This is a genomic window from Burkholderia sp. AcTa6-5 (assembly GCF_017815075.1).
Lineage (GTDB): Bacteria > Pseudomonadota > Gammaproteobacteria > Burkholderiales > Burkholderiaceae > Burkholderia > Burkholderia sola.
In genome coordinates, this window is the sequence record NZ_JAGIQE010000034.1 from 22,350 (window position 1) to 39,495 (window position 17,146).

Consider the following 17,146-nt stretch of genomic DNA (forward strand, 5'->3'; position numbering starts at 1 on the left):
CCGAAGCGGCCTTCTGAGCCGCTTTTTGCTGTCTCGTGCGGCGCGGATCGCGCGGCGCACGGGCGGTCACGCACCGCTCGCTGACGTTTCAACCCTGAGCGGTCAGGCCGCCGCGCGGTGGTCCGCGCAGTGCCATGCCGAGCGGTTGATCGCGCTGACGACCGCATCGAGCGCCGCGACCGCCGCGTCGGCGTGCACGCCGACCCCATGCCGCAGCGGCGCGTCGCCGACCCGGCAGCCGACCGATACCGCGATCCGGCCGTCCGCGGTGCGCGTGTGCTCGCACGACGCGACGTCGATCGCGGCGCCAGCGGCCCCTGCCAATGCCGCGGCGAAATGTCGCGCGGCGTCGTCGGGTGTCGCATCGGCGGCGGGCGCCACCGCGATCTCGCGGTTTTGCCAGCGCGCGCCGCTGCCGTGGCGCGCGGCCGGGCCGTCGGTCTCGAAGAATTCGCGCGCGAACAGCGCGCAGATCGCGTCGCCCGTCACTTCCTCGCCCGAGGCGTCGGCGAGCGTCTGCACCGCGTGGCTGAACTCGATCTGGACGCGGCGCGTCGGCGTGAAACCCATTCCGCGTTCGAGCAGGAACGTCGCGCCGCCCTTGCCGGACTGGCTGTTCACGCGGATCACCGCGTCATAGCTGCGGCCGAGATCCGCCGGGTCGATCGGCAGGTACGGCACTTCCCAGATCGCGTCGGGGCGCTGCTGCGCGAAGCCCTTGCGGATCGCGTCCTGGTGCGAGCCCGAGAACGCGGTGAACACGAGGTCGCCCGCGTACGGATGGCGCGGATGCACGGGAATCTGGTTGCAGCGCTCGACGACGCGGCGCACCGCGTCGATGTCGGAGAAGTCGAGGCCCGGGTCGATGCCTTGCGTGTAGAGGTTCAGCGCGAGCGTGACGAGATCGACGTTGCCGGTGCGCTCGCCGTTGCCGAACAGGCAGCCTTCGATGCGGTCGGCGCCCGCGAGCAGCGCGAGTTCGGCCGCTGCGACCGCGGTGCCGCGATCGTTGTGCGGATGCACGGACAGCACGATGCTGTCGCGATACGCGAGGTTGCGGTCCATCCATTCGATCTGGTCGGCGAACACGTTCGGGGTCGCGGCCTCGACGGTGGCCGGCAGGTTGACGATCATCTTGTGGTCGCGGGTCGGGCGCCAGGTCTGCGCGACCGCGTCGCAGATCTCGCGCGCGAACGTCAGCTCGGTCATGCTGAAGGTTTCCGGCGAGTACTGGAAGGTCCAGTGCGTATCGGGGCGCGCGGCCGCGTGTGCCTTGATGATGCGCGTGCCGTCGATCGCGAGCGCCTTCACGTCGTCCTTCGACATCCCGAACACGATGCGGCGGAACGACGGGCAGACCGCGTTGTACAGGTGCACGATCGCGCGCGGCACGCCTTCGAGCGCATCGAACGTGCGCGCGATCAGGTCTTCGCGCGACTGCACGAGCACTTCGATCGTCACGTCGTCGGGAATCCGCTTGTCGTCGATCAGCTTGCGGACGAAATCGAAGTCGGTTTGCGACGCCGACGGAAAACCGACTTCGATCTCCTTGAAACCGATCGCGACCAGCATGTCGAAGAACTCGAGCTTCTGCTCGATGCTCATCGGCTCGATCAGCGACTGGTTGCCGTCGCGCAGGTCGGTGCTCATCCACACGGGCGCACGCTCGATGGTGCGGGCCGGCCAGCGGCGGCCATTGAGGCGGACGGGCTCGAACGGACGGTACTTGTCTTGCGGATTGCGCATCATCTTCTGGACCTCGGGTCTCAAGTCGCGAGCGAAGACGCGCGGCACGGGCGCCGGTTGGCGCTGCCTCGCACCCGGCGCGCGATGGCGCCGCGGATGCGGATGATCTTCGCGAATCGGCCGACGGATGGACGGACGAATGCTGACGACTTCGGGTTGTAAAAACTGCGAGAGGGGTACGGCGAGGAACTGCTGGGAGGACCGTGCGAACAGCACACGGCGCTACGACAGCCTTAGGCTAGTCGTAGCGATAGCGGCCGCGCTAGGCGGCCGGAGGTAATTCGGAGGGGGTTCGGAAAGGAACGCATGACGGCCACTCTATGCCAGGATGCGCTCGCGTGTCAAATGTCGGGATAAAGGGGCAGGTCGCCGCCGCGCCGTCAGCGCGCGACGCGGACGATCTGCACGATCGTCGCGACCTGTCGCGCGACCGTGTCGGGCACCGGCACCTCGCCGCGCAGCACCGCGTCCGTCCACGCGGCCGTGGTCGCCGCATCGCGCGACTCGGGCAGCGCGACGGGCGGCGCGTCGGTCGACGAACGCTCGGCGTCGATCAGCGTGTCGCACACGCCGTCGTGCAGCCAGTCGACCTGCACCTGGCGCCGTGTGTCGGCCACCGCTTCGCCTTCGGTGCCGCGCGCGAGCAGCGCGCCGCCCCGCGCGGCGTCCGGATGGTCGCGGAACAACTGCGCGAGGCTATCGCGGTACGGCGGATGCGTGTAGTTGACGAGCCGCAGCCCGGCCGGCGCGAACGGCTGCAGGATCTTCACGAGCGTATGCGTCGAGTTGCGCACGCCGAGCACGCCGCGCATCGACAGCAGGTGCGCGATGCGCGGCGCCAGCACGTCGATCGGCGCGAATGCGACGCGGCGCTCGGCGAGCGTGTCCTCGATCGCATCGTGCGACGTCGACGGCGCGAGCGACAGCGCCGAGAAGATCTCGGCGCTCGTCACGCGGCCCGGATCGCGCTCCACCCCGTGCACCAGTACCGGTACGCCTTCGCGCGCGAGCAGCAGCGCGAGCAGCGGCACGAGATTCGGCTGCTTGCGCGCGCCGTTGTAGCTCGGGATCGACACCGGGCGGAACGCGGCGTCCTGTACGTGCACGGGCTCGAACGACGCTTGCGCGGCGGCGAGCATCGCGGCCAGTTCGTCGGCGGATTCGCCTTTCAGCCGATAGGCGATCAGGATCGCGCCGAGTTCGACGTCCGACACGCGCGCATCGAGCATCGCGCGATAAAGCTCGAACGTGTCTTCGGCGGACAGGGCGCGCGCGCCGTTGGGGCCGCGGCCGATTTCCTTGATGAAGCGGGCGCAAGGGAACGGAGCGGCGGCGGGATCGTGGGAAGCGGTCATCGGAACGTGGGGCGGGCGGCCGGCATCGGGCCGCGCGGTGAGCGGTGAGGAATGCCCCGAGTATCGCACGGGCGCGGCTGCGCACCGTGCCGCGCTACACTCTGGTTCCCGGCGGCGTACGCACCCGCTGCGCCGCGCCCGTGCCGCCGCCGGCCGAATACGACCAAAAGAGAGACATCCCATGAAGCTCTACAGCTATTTCCGCAGTTCCGCGTCGTACCGCGTGCGGATCGCCCTGAACCTGAAGCGGCTGCCGTTCGACTATGCGCCCGTGCACATGCTGCGCGACGGCGGCGAGCAACTGAAGGACGCATACCGAGCGCTGAATCCGGATGGGGTCGTGCCGACGCTGGTCGATGGCGACGCGACGCTGCAGCAGTCGCTCGCGATCATCGAATATCTCGACGAAACCCATCCCGAGCCGGCGTTGCTGCCGAAGCAGCCGGTCGATCGCGCGTACGTGCGGTCGGTGGCGCTGCAGATCGCGTGCGAAATCCACCCGCTCAACAACCTGCGCGTGCTCAAGTACCTGAAGCACACGCTGAATGTGCCCGAAGACGCAAAGAACGCGTGGTACCGGCACTGGATCGAGGCGGGCTTCGACACGCTCGAGGCGCGTCTCGCGAACGATCCGCGCACCGGCAAGCTGTGCTTCGGCGACACGCCGACGCTCGCCGACGTGTGCCTCGTGCCGCAGGTGTTCAACGCGAACCGCTTTGCGATCGACACCACGCGTTTCCCGACGATCCAGCGGATCGCCGACCATGCGGCGACGCTCGATGCATTCAAGGCCGCCGAGCCGGGCGTGCAGCCCGACGCCGAATAAGCGCCGAACGAGTGTGGCGGCCCCGCGGCGAGCAGGATCGGGCGCGCATGAAAAAGGGCGCCCGAAGGCGCCCCGTGCGATGCGAGCCGGCGGCGTTCAGCCGAGCAGCGCGTCCGCGAATTCCACCGCGCTGAACGGCTGCAGGTCCTCGACCTTCTCGCCGACGCCGATGAAGTAGACGGGCACCGGCCGTTGCCGCGCGATCGCGGCGAGAATCCCGCCCTTCGCGGTGCCGTCGAGCTTCGTGACGATCAGGCCGGTCAGGCCCAGCGCGTCGTCGAATGCCTTCACCTGCGTGAGCGCGTTCTGGCCGGTGTTCGCGTCGATCACCAGCAGCACCTCGTGCGGCGCGCCGTCGTGCGCCTTCGCGATCACGCGCTTCACCTTCTTCAGCTCTTCCATCAGGTGCAGTTGCGTCGGCAGGCGGCCGGCCGTGTCGGCCATCATCACGTCGATCTTGCGCGCGCGCGCGGCGCTGACCGCGTCGAAGATCACCGCGGCCGGATCGCCGCTTTCCTGCTGCACGACCGTCACGTTGTTGCGCTCGCCCCAGACCGCCAGCTGCTCGCGCGCGGCCGCGCGGAACGTGTCGCCGGCGGCCAGCAGCACCGACTGGTCAAAGCTCTGCAGATGCTTCGCGAGCTTGCCGATGCTGGTCGTCTTGCCCGCGCCGTTCACGCCGGCGATCATCATCACGAGCGGCTGCGCGCGGCCGAGCATCAGCGATTTCTCGAGCGGCGTCAGCAGCTCGACGAGCAGGTCGTGCAGCGCATCCTTCACCTGCTGCGGATCGGTCAGCCGGCCCGCGCGCACCTTCTCGCGCAGCGCGTCGAGCAGGTACTCGGTCGCGTCGACGCCCGCGTCGGACATCAGCAGCGCGGTTTCGAGCTCCTCGTACAGGTCCTCGTCGATCTTCGTGTTGACGAAGACGCCGGTGATGCTCGAGCCCGTCTTCGCAAGCCCCGTTTTCAGGCGCGCGAGCCACGACTTCTTCGCGGACGCGTCCTGCAGCGGCGGCGGGACGATCTCGACCGTCTCGACCACTTCGTCGCGGCCGTCGTTGGTCGGCGTGACCGTCACCACGACGGCCGGCGCGGCCGCTTGCGCGCTCGCCTGCGGCACGTCTGCCGCGGCCGGCGCCTCCGGCGCGGGCGCGTCGGCGTCGGACGCTTCGTCCGCTTGCTGCGCGTCGGCCGATTGCGATTCCGCCGGATCGGGCTCCTGCGTTTTCTTGAATCGTTTGAAGAAACTGAACATGGTCTGGCGTCGGGAAGAGGGCGGGCCGCCGCCGAGGGCGGGGCGCCGGACGGGCCGTTCTGCGTTCGCGCGGGCGCGGCGCTCGGCGGCCGAAACCGTGCATTTTATCAGTGCGGCGCGGCGCTCGCGTCAGTGCGCGTCGCCGCTGTGGTAACGTGCGCCTGTTTGGCGGCGCCCCTCGCGCGCGCCCGGTCCCTCCGTTGTCGATATCCCGTATGTCCCGTTCCTCTTCCGGCCGCCCTGCGGCCCCTTCCTGTCGCGGCAAGCCGCACGCGGTCCGCATCATCGGCGGCGACTGGAAACGCACGCCGCTCGCGGTGCTCGATCTCGACGGCCTGCGCCCGACGCCCGATCGCGTACGCGAGACGCTGTTCAACTGGCTCGGCCAGGATCTCGACGGTTGGCGCTGTCTCGACCTGTTCGCGGGCACCGGCGCGCTCGGCTTCGAGGCCGCGTCGCGCGGCGCGGCGAGCGTCGTGATGGTCGAGCGCCATCCGCGCGCCGCGCAGCAGCTGCGTGCGATCAAGGACAAGCTCGGCGCCCGTTCGGTCGAGATCGCCGAAGCCGATGCGCTGCGGCTCGCGGCCGGGCTCACGCCGGGCGCGTTCGACGTGGTGTTCCTCGATCCGCCGTTCGACGACCTGGCCGCGCTCGAGCGCGCGATCGCGCTCGCGGCGCCGCTCGTCGCGGCGGGCGGCGCGCTGTACGTCGAAACGGGGGCGGAACTCGACCCGGCCGCGCACGACGCGCTCGCGGGCTGGCAGGTGGTGAAGCACGGCAAGGCCGGTGCGGTTCACTATCATTTGCTGCGGCGCGAAAATGATGAATAATGCGCGTTCCATACGAGGCGGCGCGCCGCAAAGGCGACGCATGCCCATCTCGGCAGCGGCGCGTGCATCGCACGGCTGCCATCCCGTTTGCGTGATGACAGGAGGAGCGACATGGTAGTCGCCGTGTATCCCGGTACGTTCGATCCGCTGACGCGCGGGCACGAAGACCTCGTGCGGCGTGCGTCGAGCATTTTTGATACGCTGGTGGTGGGCGTTGCCGACAGCCGCGCGAAGAAACCGTTTTTCTCGCTCGAAGAACGTCTGACGATTGCGAACGAGGTGCTCGGCCATTATCCGAACGTGAAGGTGATGAGTTTCACCGGCCTCCTGAAGGATTTCGTCCGCATCAACAACGCGCGCGTGATCGTGCGCGGGCTGCGCGCCGTGTCCGATTTCGAATACGAGTTTCAGATGGCGGGGATGAACCGCTATCTGCTGCCCGACGTCGAGACGATGTTCATGACGCCGTCCGACCAGTACCAGTTCATCTCGGGGACGATCGTGCGCGAAATCGCGCAATTGGGCGGCGATGTCAGCAAATTCGTGTTTCCGTCCGTCGAGAAGTGGCTGACCGAGAAAGTCACGGCGATGGGAGGCCCTGCCGCGTGACGCGGCGCCGGCCGGTTTCGTTGCGAAGCCGGCCGCCGGCCTGAAGAAGTGAGATCAGTATGGCTTTGATGATTACCGACGAGTGCATCAATTGCGACGTGTGCGAGCCCGAGTGCCCGAACGGCGCGATTTCGATGGGCCCGGATATCTACGTGATCGACCCGAACAAGTGCACCGAGTGCGTCGGCCATTTCGACGAACCGCAGTGCCAGCAGGTGTGTCCGGTCGAATGCATTCCGCGCGATCCGCAGCATGACGAGTCGCACGCGCAATTGATGGAGAAGTATCACGCGTTGATCGCCGTGAAGGGCGACGACGCATCGTGACCCTGCGCTGACGCGCGCGCTTCGATCGACGGGCGCGCGCGCCGCGCTTTCTTTCGGATCGGCGCCGCCCGGCGCCGGTTCTTCCGTGTCAGCCCAGCAGCTCGCGCAGCGCGGCGACGAGCGCATCGCATTCGGCGTCGGTGCCGACGGTGATGCGCAGATGCTGGTCGATCCGCGGCAGCCGGAAGTGCCGCACGAAAATTTCCCGTTCCTTCAGCTTCGCCGCGATCGCGCCCCCGTCGTGCGCCGGATGGCGCGCGAACACGAAATTCGCGGCCGACGGCACGATCTCGAAGCCGAGCGCGTCGAGCGCATGCGTGAGCCGCGCGCGGCTGTCGATCACGCGCCGGCAAGTCGCGTTGAAATGGTCGGTGTCTTCGTACGCGGCCTGCGCGGCGACTTGCGCGAGCCGGTCGAGCGGATACGAGTTGAAGCTGTCCTTCACGCGGTTCAGCGCGTCGATCAGCGCCGCATCGCCGAACGCGAAGCCGACGCGCATGCCCGCGAGCGAGCGCGCCTTCGACGTCGTATGCACGACGAGCAGGTTCGGGTGGCGGTCGATCAGCGTAATCGCCGACTGCGCGCCGAAATCGACGTACGCTTCGTCGATCACGACGACCGACGACGGGTTCGCGGCCGCGATCCGCTCGACGTCCGCGAGCGGCAACGCGCGCCCGGTCGGCGCATTCGGGTTCGGAAACAGCACGCCGCCGGCGTCGTCGAGATAGTCGTCGACGCGGATCGAGAAATCGTCCGCGAGCGGCACGACCGTGGTCTCGACGCCGTACAGGCGCGCGTAGGTCGGATAGAAGCTGTACGTGATGTCGGGAAAGCGCAGCGGCCGGTCGTGCTTGAGCAGCGCCTGGAACGCGTGCGCGAGCACCTCGTCGGAGCCGTTGCCGACGAACACCTGGTCGGGCTGGATGCGGTGATGGGCCGCGACCGTCTCGCGCAGCGCGCGTGCGACCGGGTCGGGATAGCGGCGCAGCGTGTCGCCGGTGTCGCCGAGTTCGCGTGCGATCGCCGCGACGACGCGCGGCGACGGCGGATAGGGATTCTCGTTGGTGTTCAGCTTGACGGGGTGCGCGAGCGCGGGCTGTTCGCCCGGCACGTAAGGCACGAGTTGCTGAACGACGTCGCTCCAGTAACGGCTCACCGCTTGGCTCCTGTCGGGCAAAACGTCCAGATTACCGCATGTGCGCGTCGCGGTGGGGCAGGCGAGGCCGCCGGATGGCGCCGGACGGCCGATGCACCGGGCCGGTGCGCGGTGCGGTCAGTTGCGATGCAGCTGCATCGTCGCGCGTTCGAGTTCGCCCTTGACGACCATCGGCATCACGGCGAGCGCGCGTTCGATCGATGCGTCGATCACGTCTTGTTCCTCGCGGCGCGGCGGTTTCAGCACGAAGTTCGCGACGTCGGGCTTCGCGCCGGCGCGCGCGCTTTCCGGAATCAGGTCGCGCGGATGGCCGATGCCGATCCGCAGCCGCCAGTATTGCTGCGACGACAGGTGCGCGGTGATGTCCTTCAGGCCGTTGTGGCCGCCGCTGCCGCCGCCGAGCTTCAGCTTCACGGTGCCGGGCGGCAGGTCGAGTTCGTCGTGCGCGACGAGGATCTGGTCGGGCAGGATCTTGAAGAATTGCGCGAGCGCGACGACCGACTGGCCGGAGCGGTTCATGTAGGTCTGCGGCTCGAGCAGATGGACTTCCTCGCCGTGCAGGCGCGCTTTCGCGTAAAAGCCGTGGAAGCGGCGCTCGTCGCGCAGCGTCGTGCCGGCTTCGCGGGCGAGCTGGTCGATCAGCCAGAAACCGGCGTTGTGGCGCGTCGCGGTGTATTCCGCCCCGGGATTGCCGAGGCCGACGATCAGTTTGATCATGACGTTTCGAAGGCGGCGGCCGCCGCCTGGGCGCAAAAAAGAAAAACCCGCCGGGCAAGCCGCGGCGGGTTGCGTCGACCGTTTCGTGAAACGGATCGATGGGGCGTGCAGGCAGCCGCTTAGGCAGCCGGCGTTTCGCCTTCTGCTGCGTCCGACACGGCACCCGCCGGGACCGTCGCCGAAGCGATGACCGGGTTTTCCGCGTCGACGTGCGCGACCAGCGCGACGCCCTTCGGCAGCGCGATGTCCTTCGCGTGCAGCGATTGACCGGCTTCGATCTTCGACAGGTCGACTTCGAGGAACTCCGGCAGGTCAGCCGGCAGGCACTCGATTTCGATTTCCGTCGCGACGTGCGAAACGATCGCGCTCGACAGCTTCACGGCCGGGCTGACTTCTGCGTTCAGGAAGTGCAGCGGTGCCTTCGTGTGCAGCTTCTTCTTCGCGTCGACGCGTTGGAAGTCCACGTGCAGCACGAGTTGCTTGAATGGGTGGTATTGCACGTCGCGCAGCAGAACCTGTTGCGACTGGCCAGCGACTTCCAGGTCGAGGATCGACGAGTGGAAGGCTTCCTTCTTCAGTGCATGCCACAGCGCGTTGTGATCCAGTTCGATCTTTTGCGGGGCTGCTTCGCCACCGTAGACGATACCCGCGGTCTTACCGGCGTTGCGCAGGCGGCGGCTCGCACCCGTACCTTGCTGTTGGCGCTCGAAAGCGACGACTTTCATGTGATTCTCCATGTGCTGCCCGCGACCAGGCAGTAAAACGGGGCCATCAAGCGGCCCCCGATGAAACGGCCGGGGTTTCGTCTATCCCGTCCGATTGTGCAAAAAGCGAAGCGTTGCCGCTTCGCTTTCCGCGCATGCTTTGTTCCGTCGATTCGCGATCAGGATTCCGCGAACAGCGACATCACCGAATCGCCGCGGCGAATCCGCGAGAACGTCTCGGCCAGCAGGCTCGCGCTCGTCAGCGAGCGGATCTTCGAGCATGCCAGCGATTCGGCCGACAGCGGGATCGTATCGGTGACGACCAGCTCGTCGAGTGCCGATGCGGCGATGCGATCTGCGGCGCCGCCCGACAGCACCGGATGCGTCGCATAGGCAAAAACCTGCTTCGCGCCGCGATCCTTCAGCACTTGGGCGGCCTTGCACAGCGTGCCGGCCGTATCGACCATGTCGTCCATGATCACGCAGGTGCGGCCTTCGACTTCACCGATGATGTTCATCACTTCGGCGACGTTCGCCTTCGGACGACGCTTGTCGATGATCGCGAGATCGCAGTTCAGCTGCTTCGCGAGCGCCCGGGCACGCACCACGCCGCCGACGTCCGGCGACACGACGAGCAGATCCGAATAGTTCTGCTTGCGCAGGTCGCCCAGAAGGATCGGCGTCGCGTAGATGTTGTCGACCGGGATGTCGAAGAAGCCCTGAATCTGGTCGGCGTGCAGATCCATCGTGATGATCCGCTCGACGCCGGCGATTTCCAGCATGTTCGCGACGATCTTCGCCGAGATCGCGACGCGCGCCGAACGCGGGCGGCGATCCTGACGGGCATAGCCGAAGTAGGGGATGGCAGCGGTGATCCGGCCGGCGGATGCGCGCTTGAGCGCATCGACCATGATCATCAGTTCCATCAGATTGTCGTTCGCCGGTGCGCACGTGGATTGCAGGACGAAGACGTCCTTGCCGCGCACGTTTTCCTGGATCTCGACCTGGATCTCGCCGTCGGAGAAACGGCTGACCATCGCTTTGCCGAGGGGAATACCAAGGATACTGACGACTTCCTGGGCGAGCGCGGGATTCGCGTTGCCAGTAAAGACCATCAGGCCATCATGGCTGTGGCTGCTCATCGTGCACCTGCTTCAGGCTTGGGCGGGAAATGCGGGAAAATTTTTGGCAGGGGAGGAAGGACTCGAACCCTCGCATGCCGGAATCAAAATCCGGTGCCTTGACCAACTTGGCGACTCCCCTACACTTAACTGATAACTTCACCGAACTTGTGTAGGCCGTTCGGCAAAGTAAAACTTCATGACGCGAAAGCGAAGAGCGGATGCTCGTTCAGACTCTCGGCAACTGCGCCGTTCCAACTGGCGGGCAGCTTGGCTTTCGCCGCTTCTGCCTCGTGCTTGCTGTGAAACGCTGCAAACACGCTTGCTCCGGAGCCGGTCATCCTCGCGGGGGTCACATCATACAACCATTTGACCACCTGCGCAACTTCCGCGTACTTCCTTGTTACAACTTCCTGCATATCGTTCCGGCCGAAGCTGTCTGGCCATTCCGCATCGCTGGTTTGCTGTGCAAGAAAGTCAGCAATTGTGACGGGCTTCGTATCTCTTGTCAACAACTCATCTGAAAATATTTCAGCGGTCGGGACATGAACGCGTGGCGTCACAACCAAGAACCAGCGAGTCGGCAATTGTACCTCAGCTAATTCTTCTCCGATACCCTCTGCGAACGCATTTTTTCCGAAAATAAAAAACGGGACGTCAGCGCCGAGTTTGACCGCGAGCGACTGGAGTTCGGCGCGCGGCACATCGAGTTGCCACAGGCGGTTCAGCGCGAGCAGCGTCGTCGCCGCGTCGGAACTGCCGCCGCCGAGGCCGGCGCCCATCGGCAGGATCTTGTCGATCTCGATGTCGACGCCGTGCGCGGTGCCCGTATGCGCTTTCAGCAGGTTCGCCGCGCGCACGACGAGATCGCTTTCCTCGGGCACGCCGGGCACGTCGGTGACGCGTGCGACGCGGCCGTCGTCGCGCCGCGTGAAGTGCAGCGTATCGCCCCAGTTCAGCAGCTGGAATACGCTCTGCAGATCGTGATAGCCGTTCGGACGACGGCCGGTGATGTGCAGGAACAGGTTGAGTTTCGCGGGCGCCAGGCAGTTGCGCAGCGAGCGGGTCGAATCGGTCATGCGGGTATCGGGGCTAGGCGCGCGTGCTCACTGATCGAGCACGAGCTTGATGTCGAGCGGCGGCGTCGCGCGCACGAGGTTGACGCGTTTGACGCCCGTGGCCGGGGCATCCGCGTAGGCAAGGTAGTCGATCGTCCAGCCGTCCTGGTGCAACTGCTTGATGCGCGTGCCGTCGGCCGGGTCGCGCACGGTTTCCGCGGGCGTCGCGGGCGCGGCGGTCGGCAGCAGCCAATAGCGCAGCCCCGCGAGCGGCAGCTCGAAGCCGAGCGTTTTCTGCATCAGGTCGCCGACGTCGGGCGCATATTGGGTCGGGCGGTTCGGCAATTCGAGCGACGCCGCGCGCGGGGACGATTTCACGACCGCGAGCGTCTGGCCGAGCGGGCTGCGCAGCTCGAGCGACACGTCGTCGCCGTGCTCCTGCCAGTCGAAGTTGCCGTACACGTTCTGCGGGTTGCCGAGACGATCGTCGTACCGCACCGCGAAGCGGCCATGGTACGCATGCGTCGCCGCTGTCTGCAGCGCGGCGCCCGTCGGCGCGTTGGCCGACGGCGGCGTGCTCGCGCAGCCGGCGAGCGCAAGCGCCGCGCCGGCTGCGGCCAGCATGCGCTGCGCGCGGGAGAACCGGGAAAACATCGGGAACATCCGCATCAGAGGCCGTTGATCTGCAGGCGTTTGAGCGTCTGCACGAGCGTTTCGTTGTCGGGCTCGAGCTTCTGCGCGGCACGCAACGCGCTGCGCGCGTCGTCCTGCGCGCCGCTCTTCCACAGCACTTCGCCGAGATGCGCGCCGATCTCGGCGTTCGGCTGCAGTTCGTATGCACGCTGCAGCACCTTCGTCGCGCCGGCCGTGTCGCCCATCCGGTACTTCACCCAGCCGAGGCTGTCCATGATGTACGCGTCGTTCGGCGCGAGCGTCATCGCCTTGTCGATCAGCTTGCTGGCCTCGGGCAGGCGCTGGTTGCGGTCGGCGAGCGAATAGCCGAGCGCGTTGTAGGCCTGCGGGTTGTCGGGCTGCGTACGGATCAGCTCGCGCAACTGCTTTTCCATCGTCGCGTAGTGGCCGGTCTTTTCGGCCGCCATCGCGTAGTCGTAGCGCAGGTCGGGATCGTCCGGGAAGTCCTGGACCGCTTGCCCGAGCCGCGCTTCCGCTTCCGGATAGCGCTTCGCGGTGAACAGGATCGACGCATCGGTGCGCGCGACCACGGCCGCGTCGCGCGGATCGGAGATCGGCAGGTTGTCGAGCACCTTGCGCGCCTCGTCGGTCTTGCCCTGTTTCTGCAGCAGTTGCGCACGCGTGATCTGCGCGGGCAGGTAGTGCTGGCTCGTCTGGTCGACCTTGTCGAGCCATTGCGACGCCTGCGCGTCGTTGTTCTGGTCGATCGCGATCTGCGCGAGGTAGATGTAGCCCTGGCCGACGTCGAGGTTCGGCTGCTTGTCGCCGAGCTGCACGTACTGCTTCAGGTAGCCGGTCGCCTCGTCGAGTTTCTTCTGCTGGATCTTGATCAGCGCGAGCGCCATCAGCGGCGTCGGATCCTTCGCGTCGAGCTTGCGCATCGTCTCGAACTGCTTCTGCGCGTCGTCGAGGCGATCGTCGGCGAGATAGAGCTGCGACAGCGCGAGCCGCGCGTCGCGCGACTTCGGATTCTGCTGAACATACTTCTCGAACGACGCGATGCCCGCCGCGCGCTCCGCCGGCCCCATCTGCGACAGCATCAGCGCCGCCGGCAGGTAGTCGGGGCGGATCTGCAGCGCCTGCTTCAGCGATTGCGCGGCGCCGTCCTTGTCGTCGACCGCGAGCTGCTGCCGCGCGATCGCGAGCTGCGCCTCGGGGCGATTCATGTCGTTCTTCAGCATGTCCTTCAGCACCGCGAGGCCGCCGACGCGGTCGGGGCCGCGCACGAGCAGCGCCTGCAGCGCAAGGATCGCCGGGCCGCGCGTGTCGCCGGTCGCGCGGGCCAGCTCGCGCGCGAGCATCGGCTGCGCGTCGGCCGGCTTGCCGGCGAGCACCAGCAGCGCGGCGTCGACCTGCGACGCGCGGTTCGAATCCGGCGCGTACTGACGCCACAGGTTCGCGGCGGACAGTGCGTCGGCCGGGCTCTGCGCGCCGAGCGCGATTTCGGTCGCGCGCTGCGCCATGCGCGGATCGCGCGTGTCGCGGGCAAGCGCGAGGTAGGTCTGGTACGCCGGTGCCGGCTGGTTGCGCTGGAGCGCGACCTCGGCCGCGAGCACCTGATAGACGATCTGGCTCGTCAGCGGCACGCCGGGGAGATTCTTCTGCTCGTCCGGCATCACATGCTCGAACGCACCCTGCGGCTCCGCGTCGTCCGATGCCGGAGCCTGCGCGTGGGCCGGAAAGGCGGTGAGGGTCCAGGCGGCAAACAGCGCGGCACCGAGTGCACGGCGGACCGGGAAGGCGCGCGCGCCGCGCACGGCGGCGGGGCGCTTCTGAAGCAGCTTCGAGGGCAGAGTCATGGAAATCCGTTCGATGTTTCAACCGATTGTAACGCGCTCGCTACAATACACGCACGATCGTGATAGGGTCCGCTTACCTGCGGAATCCCCATGCGAATGCCCGAAATCGCCCGCCTCGCGTGCTGCCAGGCCGGCGATTTCGGGCATTCCCGTGTTTAATTCGGGGTCGCCGCGAGAACGGCCGTTCGCGGCGGCGCATGCGCGTTCCCCATGTAAGCAGACCGTAGCCTCAGACCCGCAAAACATGCCAGAGTTGCCAGAAGTCGAAGTCACGCGCCGGGGCATCGAGCCCTTTGTCGCGGGCCGCCGCGTCGAGCGTGTCGACGTCCGTACCGCGATGCTGCGCTGGCCCGTGCCGGCGGGACTCGCCGAGCAGTTGCGCGCGCGCGAGGTGCTCGCCGTCGAGCGCCGCGGCAAGTACCTGCTGTTCGAAGTCGATGCGGGCTGGTTCATCGTCCATCTCGGGATGACCGGCACGCTGCGCGTGCTGCCCGCGGCCGGCGTGCCGGTCGCCGCGAAGCACGATCACATCGACTGGATCTTCGACGAATTCGTGCTGCGGTTCCGCGATCCGCGCCGCTTCGGCGCCGTGCTGTGGCACCCGCGCGAAGCCGGCGACGTGCATGCGCATCCGCTGCTCGCGAGCCTCGGCGTCGAGCCGTTCTCGCCGGCGTTCACCGGCGCGCTGCTGCATGCGCGCACGCGCGGCCGCACGGTGTCGGTCAAGCAGGCGCTGCTCGCGGGCGACATGGTCGTCGGCGTCGGCAACATCTATGCGTCGGAGAGCCTGTTTCGCGCCGGCATCCGGCCGACGACGGCCGCCGGCAAGGTGTCGCTGCCGCGCTACGAGCGGCTGGCCGATGCGGTGCGCGCGACGCTCGCCGACGCGATCGAGCGCGGCGGCAGCACGTTGCGCGATTTCGTCGGCAGCAACGGCGAAAGCGGCTACTTCCAGCTCGACTGCTTCGTCTACGATCGCGCCGGCCAGCCGTGCCGCGTCTGCGGCACATCGATCCGCCAGATCGTGCAGGGCCAGCGGTCGACCTATTTCTGCCCGACGTGCCAGCGTTGAAACCCTTTTCCACGATCAGACAACTTGAAGCCGCCCCGCATCGCCCCCGCTCCGTTCCCCGTCACGCCGCTGCACCGCACGTTCGCCACGCGTCTCGTCGCGTGGCAGCGCGAGCATGGCCGCCATGACCTGCCCTGGCAGAACACCCGCGATCCGTACCGGATCTGGCTGTCGGAAATCATGCTGCAGCAGACGCAGGTGTCGACCGTCATCCCGTATTACACGCGTTTTCTCGACCGCTACCCCGACGTCGCCGCGCTCGCGGCCGCGCCGACCGACGACGTGATGGCGCTGTGGGCGGGGCTCGGCTACTACTCGCGCGCGCGCAACCTGCACCGCTGCGCGCAGGTCGTCGTCGCCGAGCACGGCGGCGCGTTTCCGGCGACGCCCGACGCGCTGGCCGAACTGCCCGGCATCGGCCGCTCGACGGCTGCCGCGATCGCGTCGTTTGCATACGGCGCGCGCGCGACGATCCTCGACGGCAACGTGAAGCGCGTGCTCGCGCGGGTATTCGGCGTCGAGGGCTTTCCGGGCGAGAAGCGGGTCGAGAACGACATGTGGGCGCTCGCCGAATCGCTGCTGCCCGATGCCGCGAACGCGGCCGACGTGAGCGCGTACACGCAGGGGCTGATGGATCTGGGCGCGACGCTGTGCGTGCGCGGCAAGCCCGACTGCGCGCGCTGCCCGTTCGCGGGCGACTGCGTCGCGCAATCGACCGGCCGCCAGCGCGAACTGCCGGCCGCGCGGCCGAAGAAGGCCGTGCCGACGCGCAAGACGTGGATGCTCGTGCTGCGCGACGGCGACGCCGTGCTGCTCGAGCGACGGCCGCCGACCGGCATCTGGGGCGGCCTGTGGAGCCTGCCGCAAGCGGACGGCGATGCCGCGCTCGCGGATCTCGCGCGCGGCTTCGGCGGCGGCGGCACGGTGCCGCTCGCGCCGCTCACGCATACGTTCACGCATTTCCGGCTCGAGATCGAGCCGCGGCTGAGCGATCTGGCGGACGGCGGCGGCCTGCCGTCGCAGGCGCGGGACGCGGACACAGCGTGGGTGCCGCTGAGCCGGCTCGACGCGTACGGCGTGCCGGCGCCCGTGCGCAAGCTGCTCGATGCGCTGAGCGGGCCGCTGCTGTAACGAACGGGGAAGGGCGCGGCGCGGGCCGCGTTCGGGAAGGCGCGGCGTTGCCGCACGCAGGAAAGCCCTTCGGGTGGGCGCGACGCGCGATGCGCGAGCGGTCGCTACAGCCAGCCGTGCCGGTCGAGCACGTGGTGCACGGCGTCGATGCGCGCGCCGACGTCCGGAAACTCCATCAGCTTCTGCCGCGCGCGCAGGTCGAGCGGCAGCAGTTCCGCGAGGCGATTCGCTACCCAGCTCGGATCGTCGAGGCGGAACGGTTCGCCGAACGGCATTTTCTGCGGATCGGATTTCTTCAGCGCGTCGATGATGCGCTCGAGCACCTCGGCGCACGAGCCGAACTGCGCGAGCGCCTGTTCGCCTTCGAGCGGGATGTCGTCGGGCAGCGGCTCCGCGATGCCGACCAGCAGCCCGTTGCCTTCGACGCGATACGACAGCAGCTCGAAACGCTGCGTGCCGACCGCCTGCAGATACAGCATCCCGAATTCGCCGGTATCGCACTCGGTGATGCGCGCCATGCAGCCGATGGTCTCGGGCACCGACACCGCGCCATCCTGCGCGACTTCGGGCCCGCTCTTGAGCAGGCACACGCCGAACGGTGCGTCGTCGCGCAGGCAGGCGCGCGACATGTCGAGATAGCGCGCCTCGAACACCTTGAGCGGGAGCAGCCCTCCGGGAAACAGCACCGTGTGCAGCGGAAACAGCGGCAGGTCGATCAGGGTGGTCGATAGGGAGGACATGGCGCG

Annotated in this window: 17 protein-coding genes and 1 tRNA gene; 6 read left to right on the top strand and 12 right to left on the bottom strand. The window is 67.7% G+C overall.

Translation table 11 applies throughout. The features are described from left to right. Window positions 1-102 precede the first annotated feature (102 nt). A complete protein-coding gene (leuA, locus tag J8I33_RS30790; RefSeq protein WP_124638984.1) occupies window positions 103-1,749 on the bottom strand; it encodes a 2-isopropylmalate synthase in 1,647 nt (548 codons plus the stop codon). Between the two features lie 377 nt (window positions 1,750-2,126). Further along, window positions 2,127-3,101, bottom strand: a complete 975-nt coding sequence (gene ybiB, locus J8I33_RS30795; RefSeq protein WP_124593415.1) for a DNA-binding protein YbiB — start codon at window positions 3,099-3,101, stop codon at window positions 2,127-2,129. 181 nt (window positions 3,102-3,282) lie between these two features. On the opposite strand from ybiB, the gene maiA reads away from it, so the two are divergent. Then, on the top strand, window positions 3,283-3,927 hold the full coding sequence (gene maiA / locus J8I33_RS30800) for a maleylacetoacetate isomerase (protein ID WP_209926600.1): 645 nt from the start codon (window positions 3,283-3,285) through the stop codon (window positions 3,925-3,927). A 96-nt stretch (window positions 3,928-4,023) separates the two neighbouring features. Here the strand turns inward: maiA and ftsY are convergent, their stop codons facing one another. Further along, entirely contained in the window at window positions 4,024-5,184 is a 1,161-nt protein-coding gene (gene ftsY / locus J8I33_RS30805; protein ID WP_124556135.1) for a signal recognition particle-docking protein FtsY, read from the bottom strand. A 215-nt stretch (window positions 5,185-5,399) separates the two neighbouring features. On the opposite strand from ftsY, the gene rsmD reads away from it, so the two are divergent. The 3 genes from rsmD to J8I33_RS30820 all read left to right on the top strand — a co-directional run bounded on the left by rsmD (window position 5,400) and on the right by J8I33_RS30820 (window position 6,949). Beyond that, window positions 5,400-6,014 carry a 16S rRNA (guanine(966)-N(2))-methyltransferase RsmD gene (gene rsmD, locus J8I33_RS30810; protein ID WP_209939704.1) on the top strand — a complete coding sequence of 205 codons (615 nt, stop codon included), beginning with the start codon at window positions 5,400-5,402 and terminating at the stop codon, window positions 6,012-6,014. Window positions 6,015-6,125: 111 nt separating this feature from the next. Further along, window positions 6,126-6,623: a pantetheine-phosphate adenylyltransferase gene (gene coaD, locus J8I33_RS30815; protein ID WP_044847476.1), complete on the top strand. Its 498-nt coding sequence runs from the start codon at window positions 6,126-6,128 to the stop codon at window positions 6,621-6,623. Window positions 6,624-6,682: 59 nt separating this feature from the next. Continuing rightward, entirely contained in the window at window positions 6,683-6,949 is a 267-nt protein-coding gene (locus tag J8I33_RS30820) for a YfhL family 4Fe-4S dicluster ferredoxin (protein WP_006477774.1), read from the top strand. Between the two features lie 88 nt (window positions 6,950-7,037). Here J8I33_RS30820 and hisC read toward each other — a convergent pair whose 3' ends face one another. The 8 genes from hisC to J8I33_RS30860 all read right to left on the bottom strand — a co-directional run bounded on the left by hisC (window position 7,038) and on the right by J8I33_RS30860 (window position 14,197). Then, window positions 7,038-8,105: a histidinol-phosphate transaminase gene (hisC, locus tag J8I33_RS30825; RefSeq protein ID WP_050014857.1), complete on the bottom strand. Its 1,068-nt coding sequence runs from the start codon at window positions 8,103-8,105 to the stop codon at window positions 7,038-7,040. Between the two features lie 117 nt (window positions 8,106-8,222). After that, entirely contained in the window at window positions 8,223-8,822 is a 600-nt protein-coding gene (gene pth / locus J8I33_RS30830) for an aminoacyl-tRNA hydrolase (RefSeq protein WP_124593413.1), read from the bottom strand. Between the two features lie 119 nt (window positions 8,823-8,941). Beyond that, window positions 8,942-9,547, bottom strand: a complete 606-nt coding sequence (locus J8I33_RS30835) for a 50S ribosomal protein L25/general stress protein Ctc (RefSeq protein ID WP_209939705.1) — start codon at window positions 9,545-9,547, stop codon at window positions 8,942-8,944. Window positions 9,548-9,705: 158 nt separating this feature from the next. Next, window positions 9,706-10,668, bottom strand: coding sequence for a ribose-phosphate pyrophosphokinase (locus J8I33_RS30840; RefSeq protein WP_050014861.1), 963 nt, complete (start codon window positions 10,666-10,668; stop codon window positions 9,706-9,708). A 44-nt stretch (window positions 10,669-10,712) separates the two neighbouring features. Next, window positions 10,713-10,789 (bottom strand) — tRNA-Gln (locus J8I33_RS30845). A gap of 55 nt (window positions 10,790-10,844) precedes the next feature. Further along, the gene (ispE, locus tag J8I33_RS30850; RefSeq protein ID WP_050014863.1) at window positions 10,845-11,726 is read right to left on the bottom strand and encodes a 4-(cytidine 5'-diphospho)-2-C-methyl-D-erythritol kinase; all 882 of its coding nucleotides are present in this window, start codon (window positions 11,724-11,726) and stop codon (window positions 10,845-10,847) included. 27 nt (window positions 11,727-11,753) lie between these two features. Next, the gene (gene lolB, locus J8I33_RS30855) at window positions 11,754-12,374 is read right to left on the bottom strand and encodes a lipoprotein insertase outer membrane protein LolB (RefSeq protein WP_124593412.1); all 621 of its coding nucleotides are present in this window, start codon (window positions 12,372-12,374) and stop codon (window positions 11,754-11,756) included. Continuing rightward, a complete protein-coding gene (locus tag J8I33_RS30860) occupies window positions 12,374-14,197 on the bottom strand; it encodes a tetratricopeptide repeat protein (RefSeq protein ID WP_209939706.1) in 1,824 nt (607 codons plus the stop codon). The genes lolB and J8I33_RS30860 overlap by 1 nt, the downstream gene beginning before the upstream one ends. Window positions 14,198-14,441: 244 nt before the next feature. Here J8I33_RS30860 and mutM point away from each other — a divergent pair, with 244 nt between their 5' ends. Beyond that, complete coding sequence (gene mutM / locus J8I33_RS30865; RefSeq protein ID WP_050014869.1) at window positions 14,442-15,269, top strand: bifunctional DNA-formamidopyrimidine glycosylase/DNA-(apurinic or apyrimidinic site) lyase; 828 nt, start codon at window positions 14,442-14,444, stop codon at window positions 15,267-15,269. A gap of 24 nt (window positions 15,270-15,293) precedes the next feature. Next, complete coding sequence (gene mutY, locus J8I33_RS30870) at window positions 15,294-16,400, top strand: A/G-specific adenine glycosylase (protein WP_050014871.1); 1,107 nt, start codon at window positions 15,294-15,296, stop codon at window positions 16,398-16,400. A 104-nt stretch (window positions 16,401-16,504) separates the two neighbouring features. Here the strand turns inward: mutY and J8I33_RS30875 are convergent, their stop codons facing one another. Next, window positions 16,505-17,140, bottom strand: a complete 636-nt coding sequence (locus J8I33_RS30875; protein ID WP_050014873.1) for an LON peptidase substrate-binding domain-containing protein — start codon at window positions 17,138-17,140, stop codon at window positions 16,505-16,507. Between the last annotated feature and the right edge of the window lie 6 nt (window positions 17,141-17,146).

Excerpts from the sequence above, each read along its gene's own strand:
- ftsY (WP_124556135.1), bottom strand. The coding sequence starts at position 5,184 with ATGTTCAGTTTCTTCAAACGATTCAAGAAAACGCAGGAGCCCGATCCG.
- ybiB (WP_124593415.1), bottom strand. The coding sequence starts at position 3,101 with ATGACCGCTTCCCACGATCCCGCCGCCGCTCCGTTCCCTTGCGCCCGC.
- rsmD (WP_209939704.1), top strand. The coding sequence starts at position 5,400 with ATGTCCCGTTCCTCTTCCGGCCGCCCTGCGGCCCCTTCCTGTCGCGGC.
- J8I33_RS30835 (WP_209939705.1), bottom strand. The coding sequence starts at position 9,547 with ATGAAAGTCGTCGCTTTCGAGCGCCAACAGCAAGGTACGGGTGCGAGC.
- lolB (WP_124593412.1), bottom strand. The coding sequence starts at position 12,374 with ATGCGGATGTTCCCGATGTTTTCCCGGTTCTCCCGCGCGCAGCGCATG.
- ispE (WP_050014863.1), bottom strand. The coding sequence starts at position 11,726 with ATGACCGATTCGACCCGCTCGCTGCGCAACTGCCTGGCGCCCGCGAAA.
- pth (WP_124593413.1), bottom strand. The coding sequence starts at position 8,822 with ATGATCAAACTGATCGTCGGCCTCGGCAATCCCGGGGCGGAATACACC.
- maiA (WP_209926600.1), top strand. The coding sequence starts at position 3,283 with ATGAAGCTCTACAGCTATTTCCGCAGTTCCGCGTCGTACCGCGTGCGG.
- coaD (WP_044847476.1), top strand. The coding sequence starts at position 6,126 with ATGGTAGTCGCCGTGTATCCCGGTACGTTCGATCCGCTGACGCGCGGG.
- J8I33_RS30820 (WP_006477774.1), top strand. The coding sequence starts at position 6,683 with ATGGCTTTGATGATTACCGACGAGTGCATCAATTGCGACGTGTGCGAG.
- leuA (WP_124638984.1), bottom strand. The coding sequence starts at position 1,749 with ATGATGCGCAATCCGCAAGACAAGTACCGTCCGTTCGAGCCCGTCCGC.
- mutM (WP_050014869.1), top strand. The coding sequence starts at position 14,442 with ATGCCAGAGTTGCCAGAAGTCGAAGTCACGCGCCGGGGCATCGAGCCC.
- J8I33_RS30840 (WP_050014861.1), bottom strand. The coding sequence starts at position 10,668 with ATGAGCAGCCACAGCCATGATGGCCTGATGGTCTTTACTGGCAACGCG.
- J8I33_RS30860 (WP_209939706.1), bottom strand. The coding sequence starts at position 14,197 with ATGACTCTGCCCTCGAAGCTGCTTCAGAAGCGCCCCGCCGCCGTGCGC.
- J8I33_RS30875 (WP_050014873.1), bottom strand. The coding sequence starts at position 17,140 with ATGTCCTCCCTATCGACCACCCTGATCGACCTGCCGCTGTTTCCGCTG.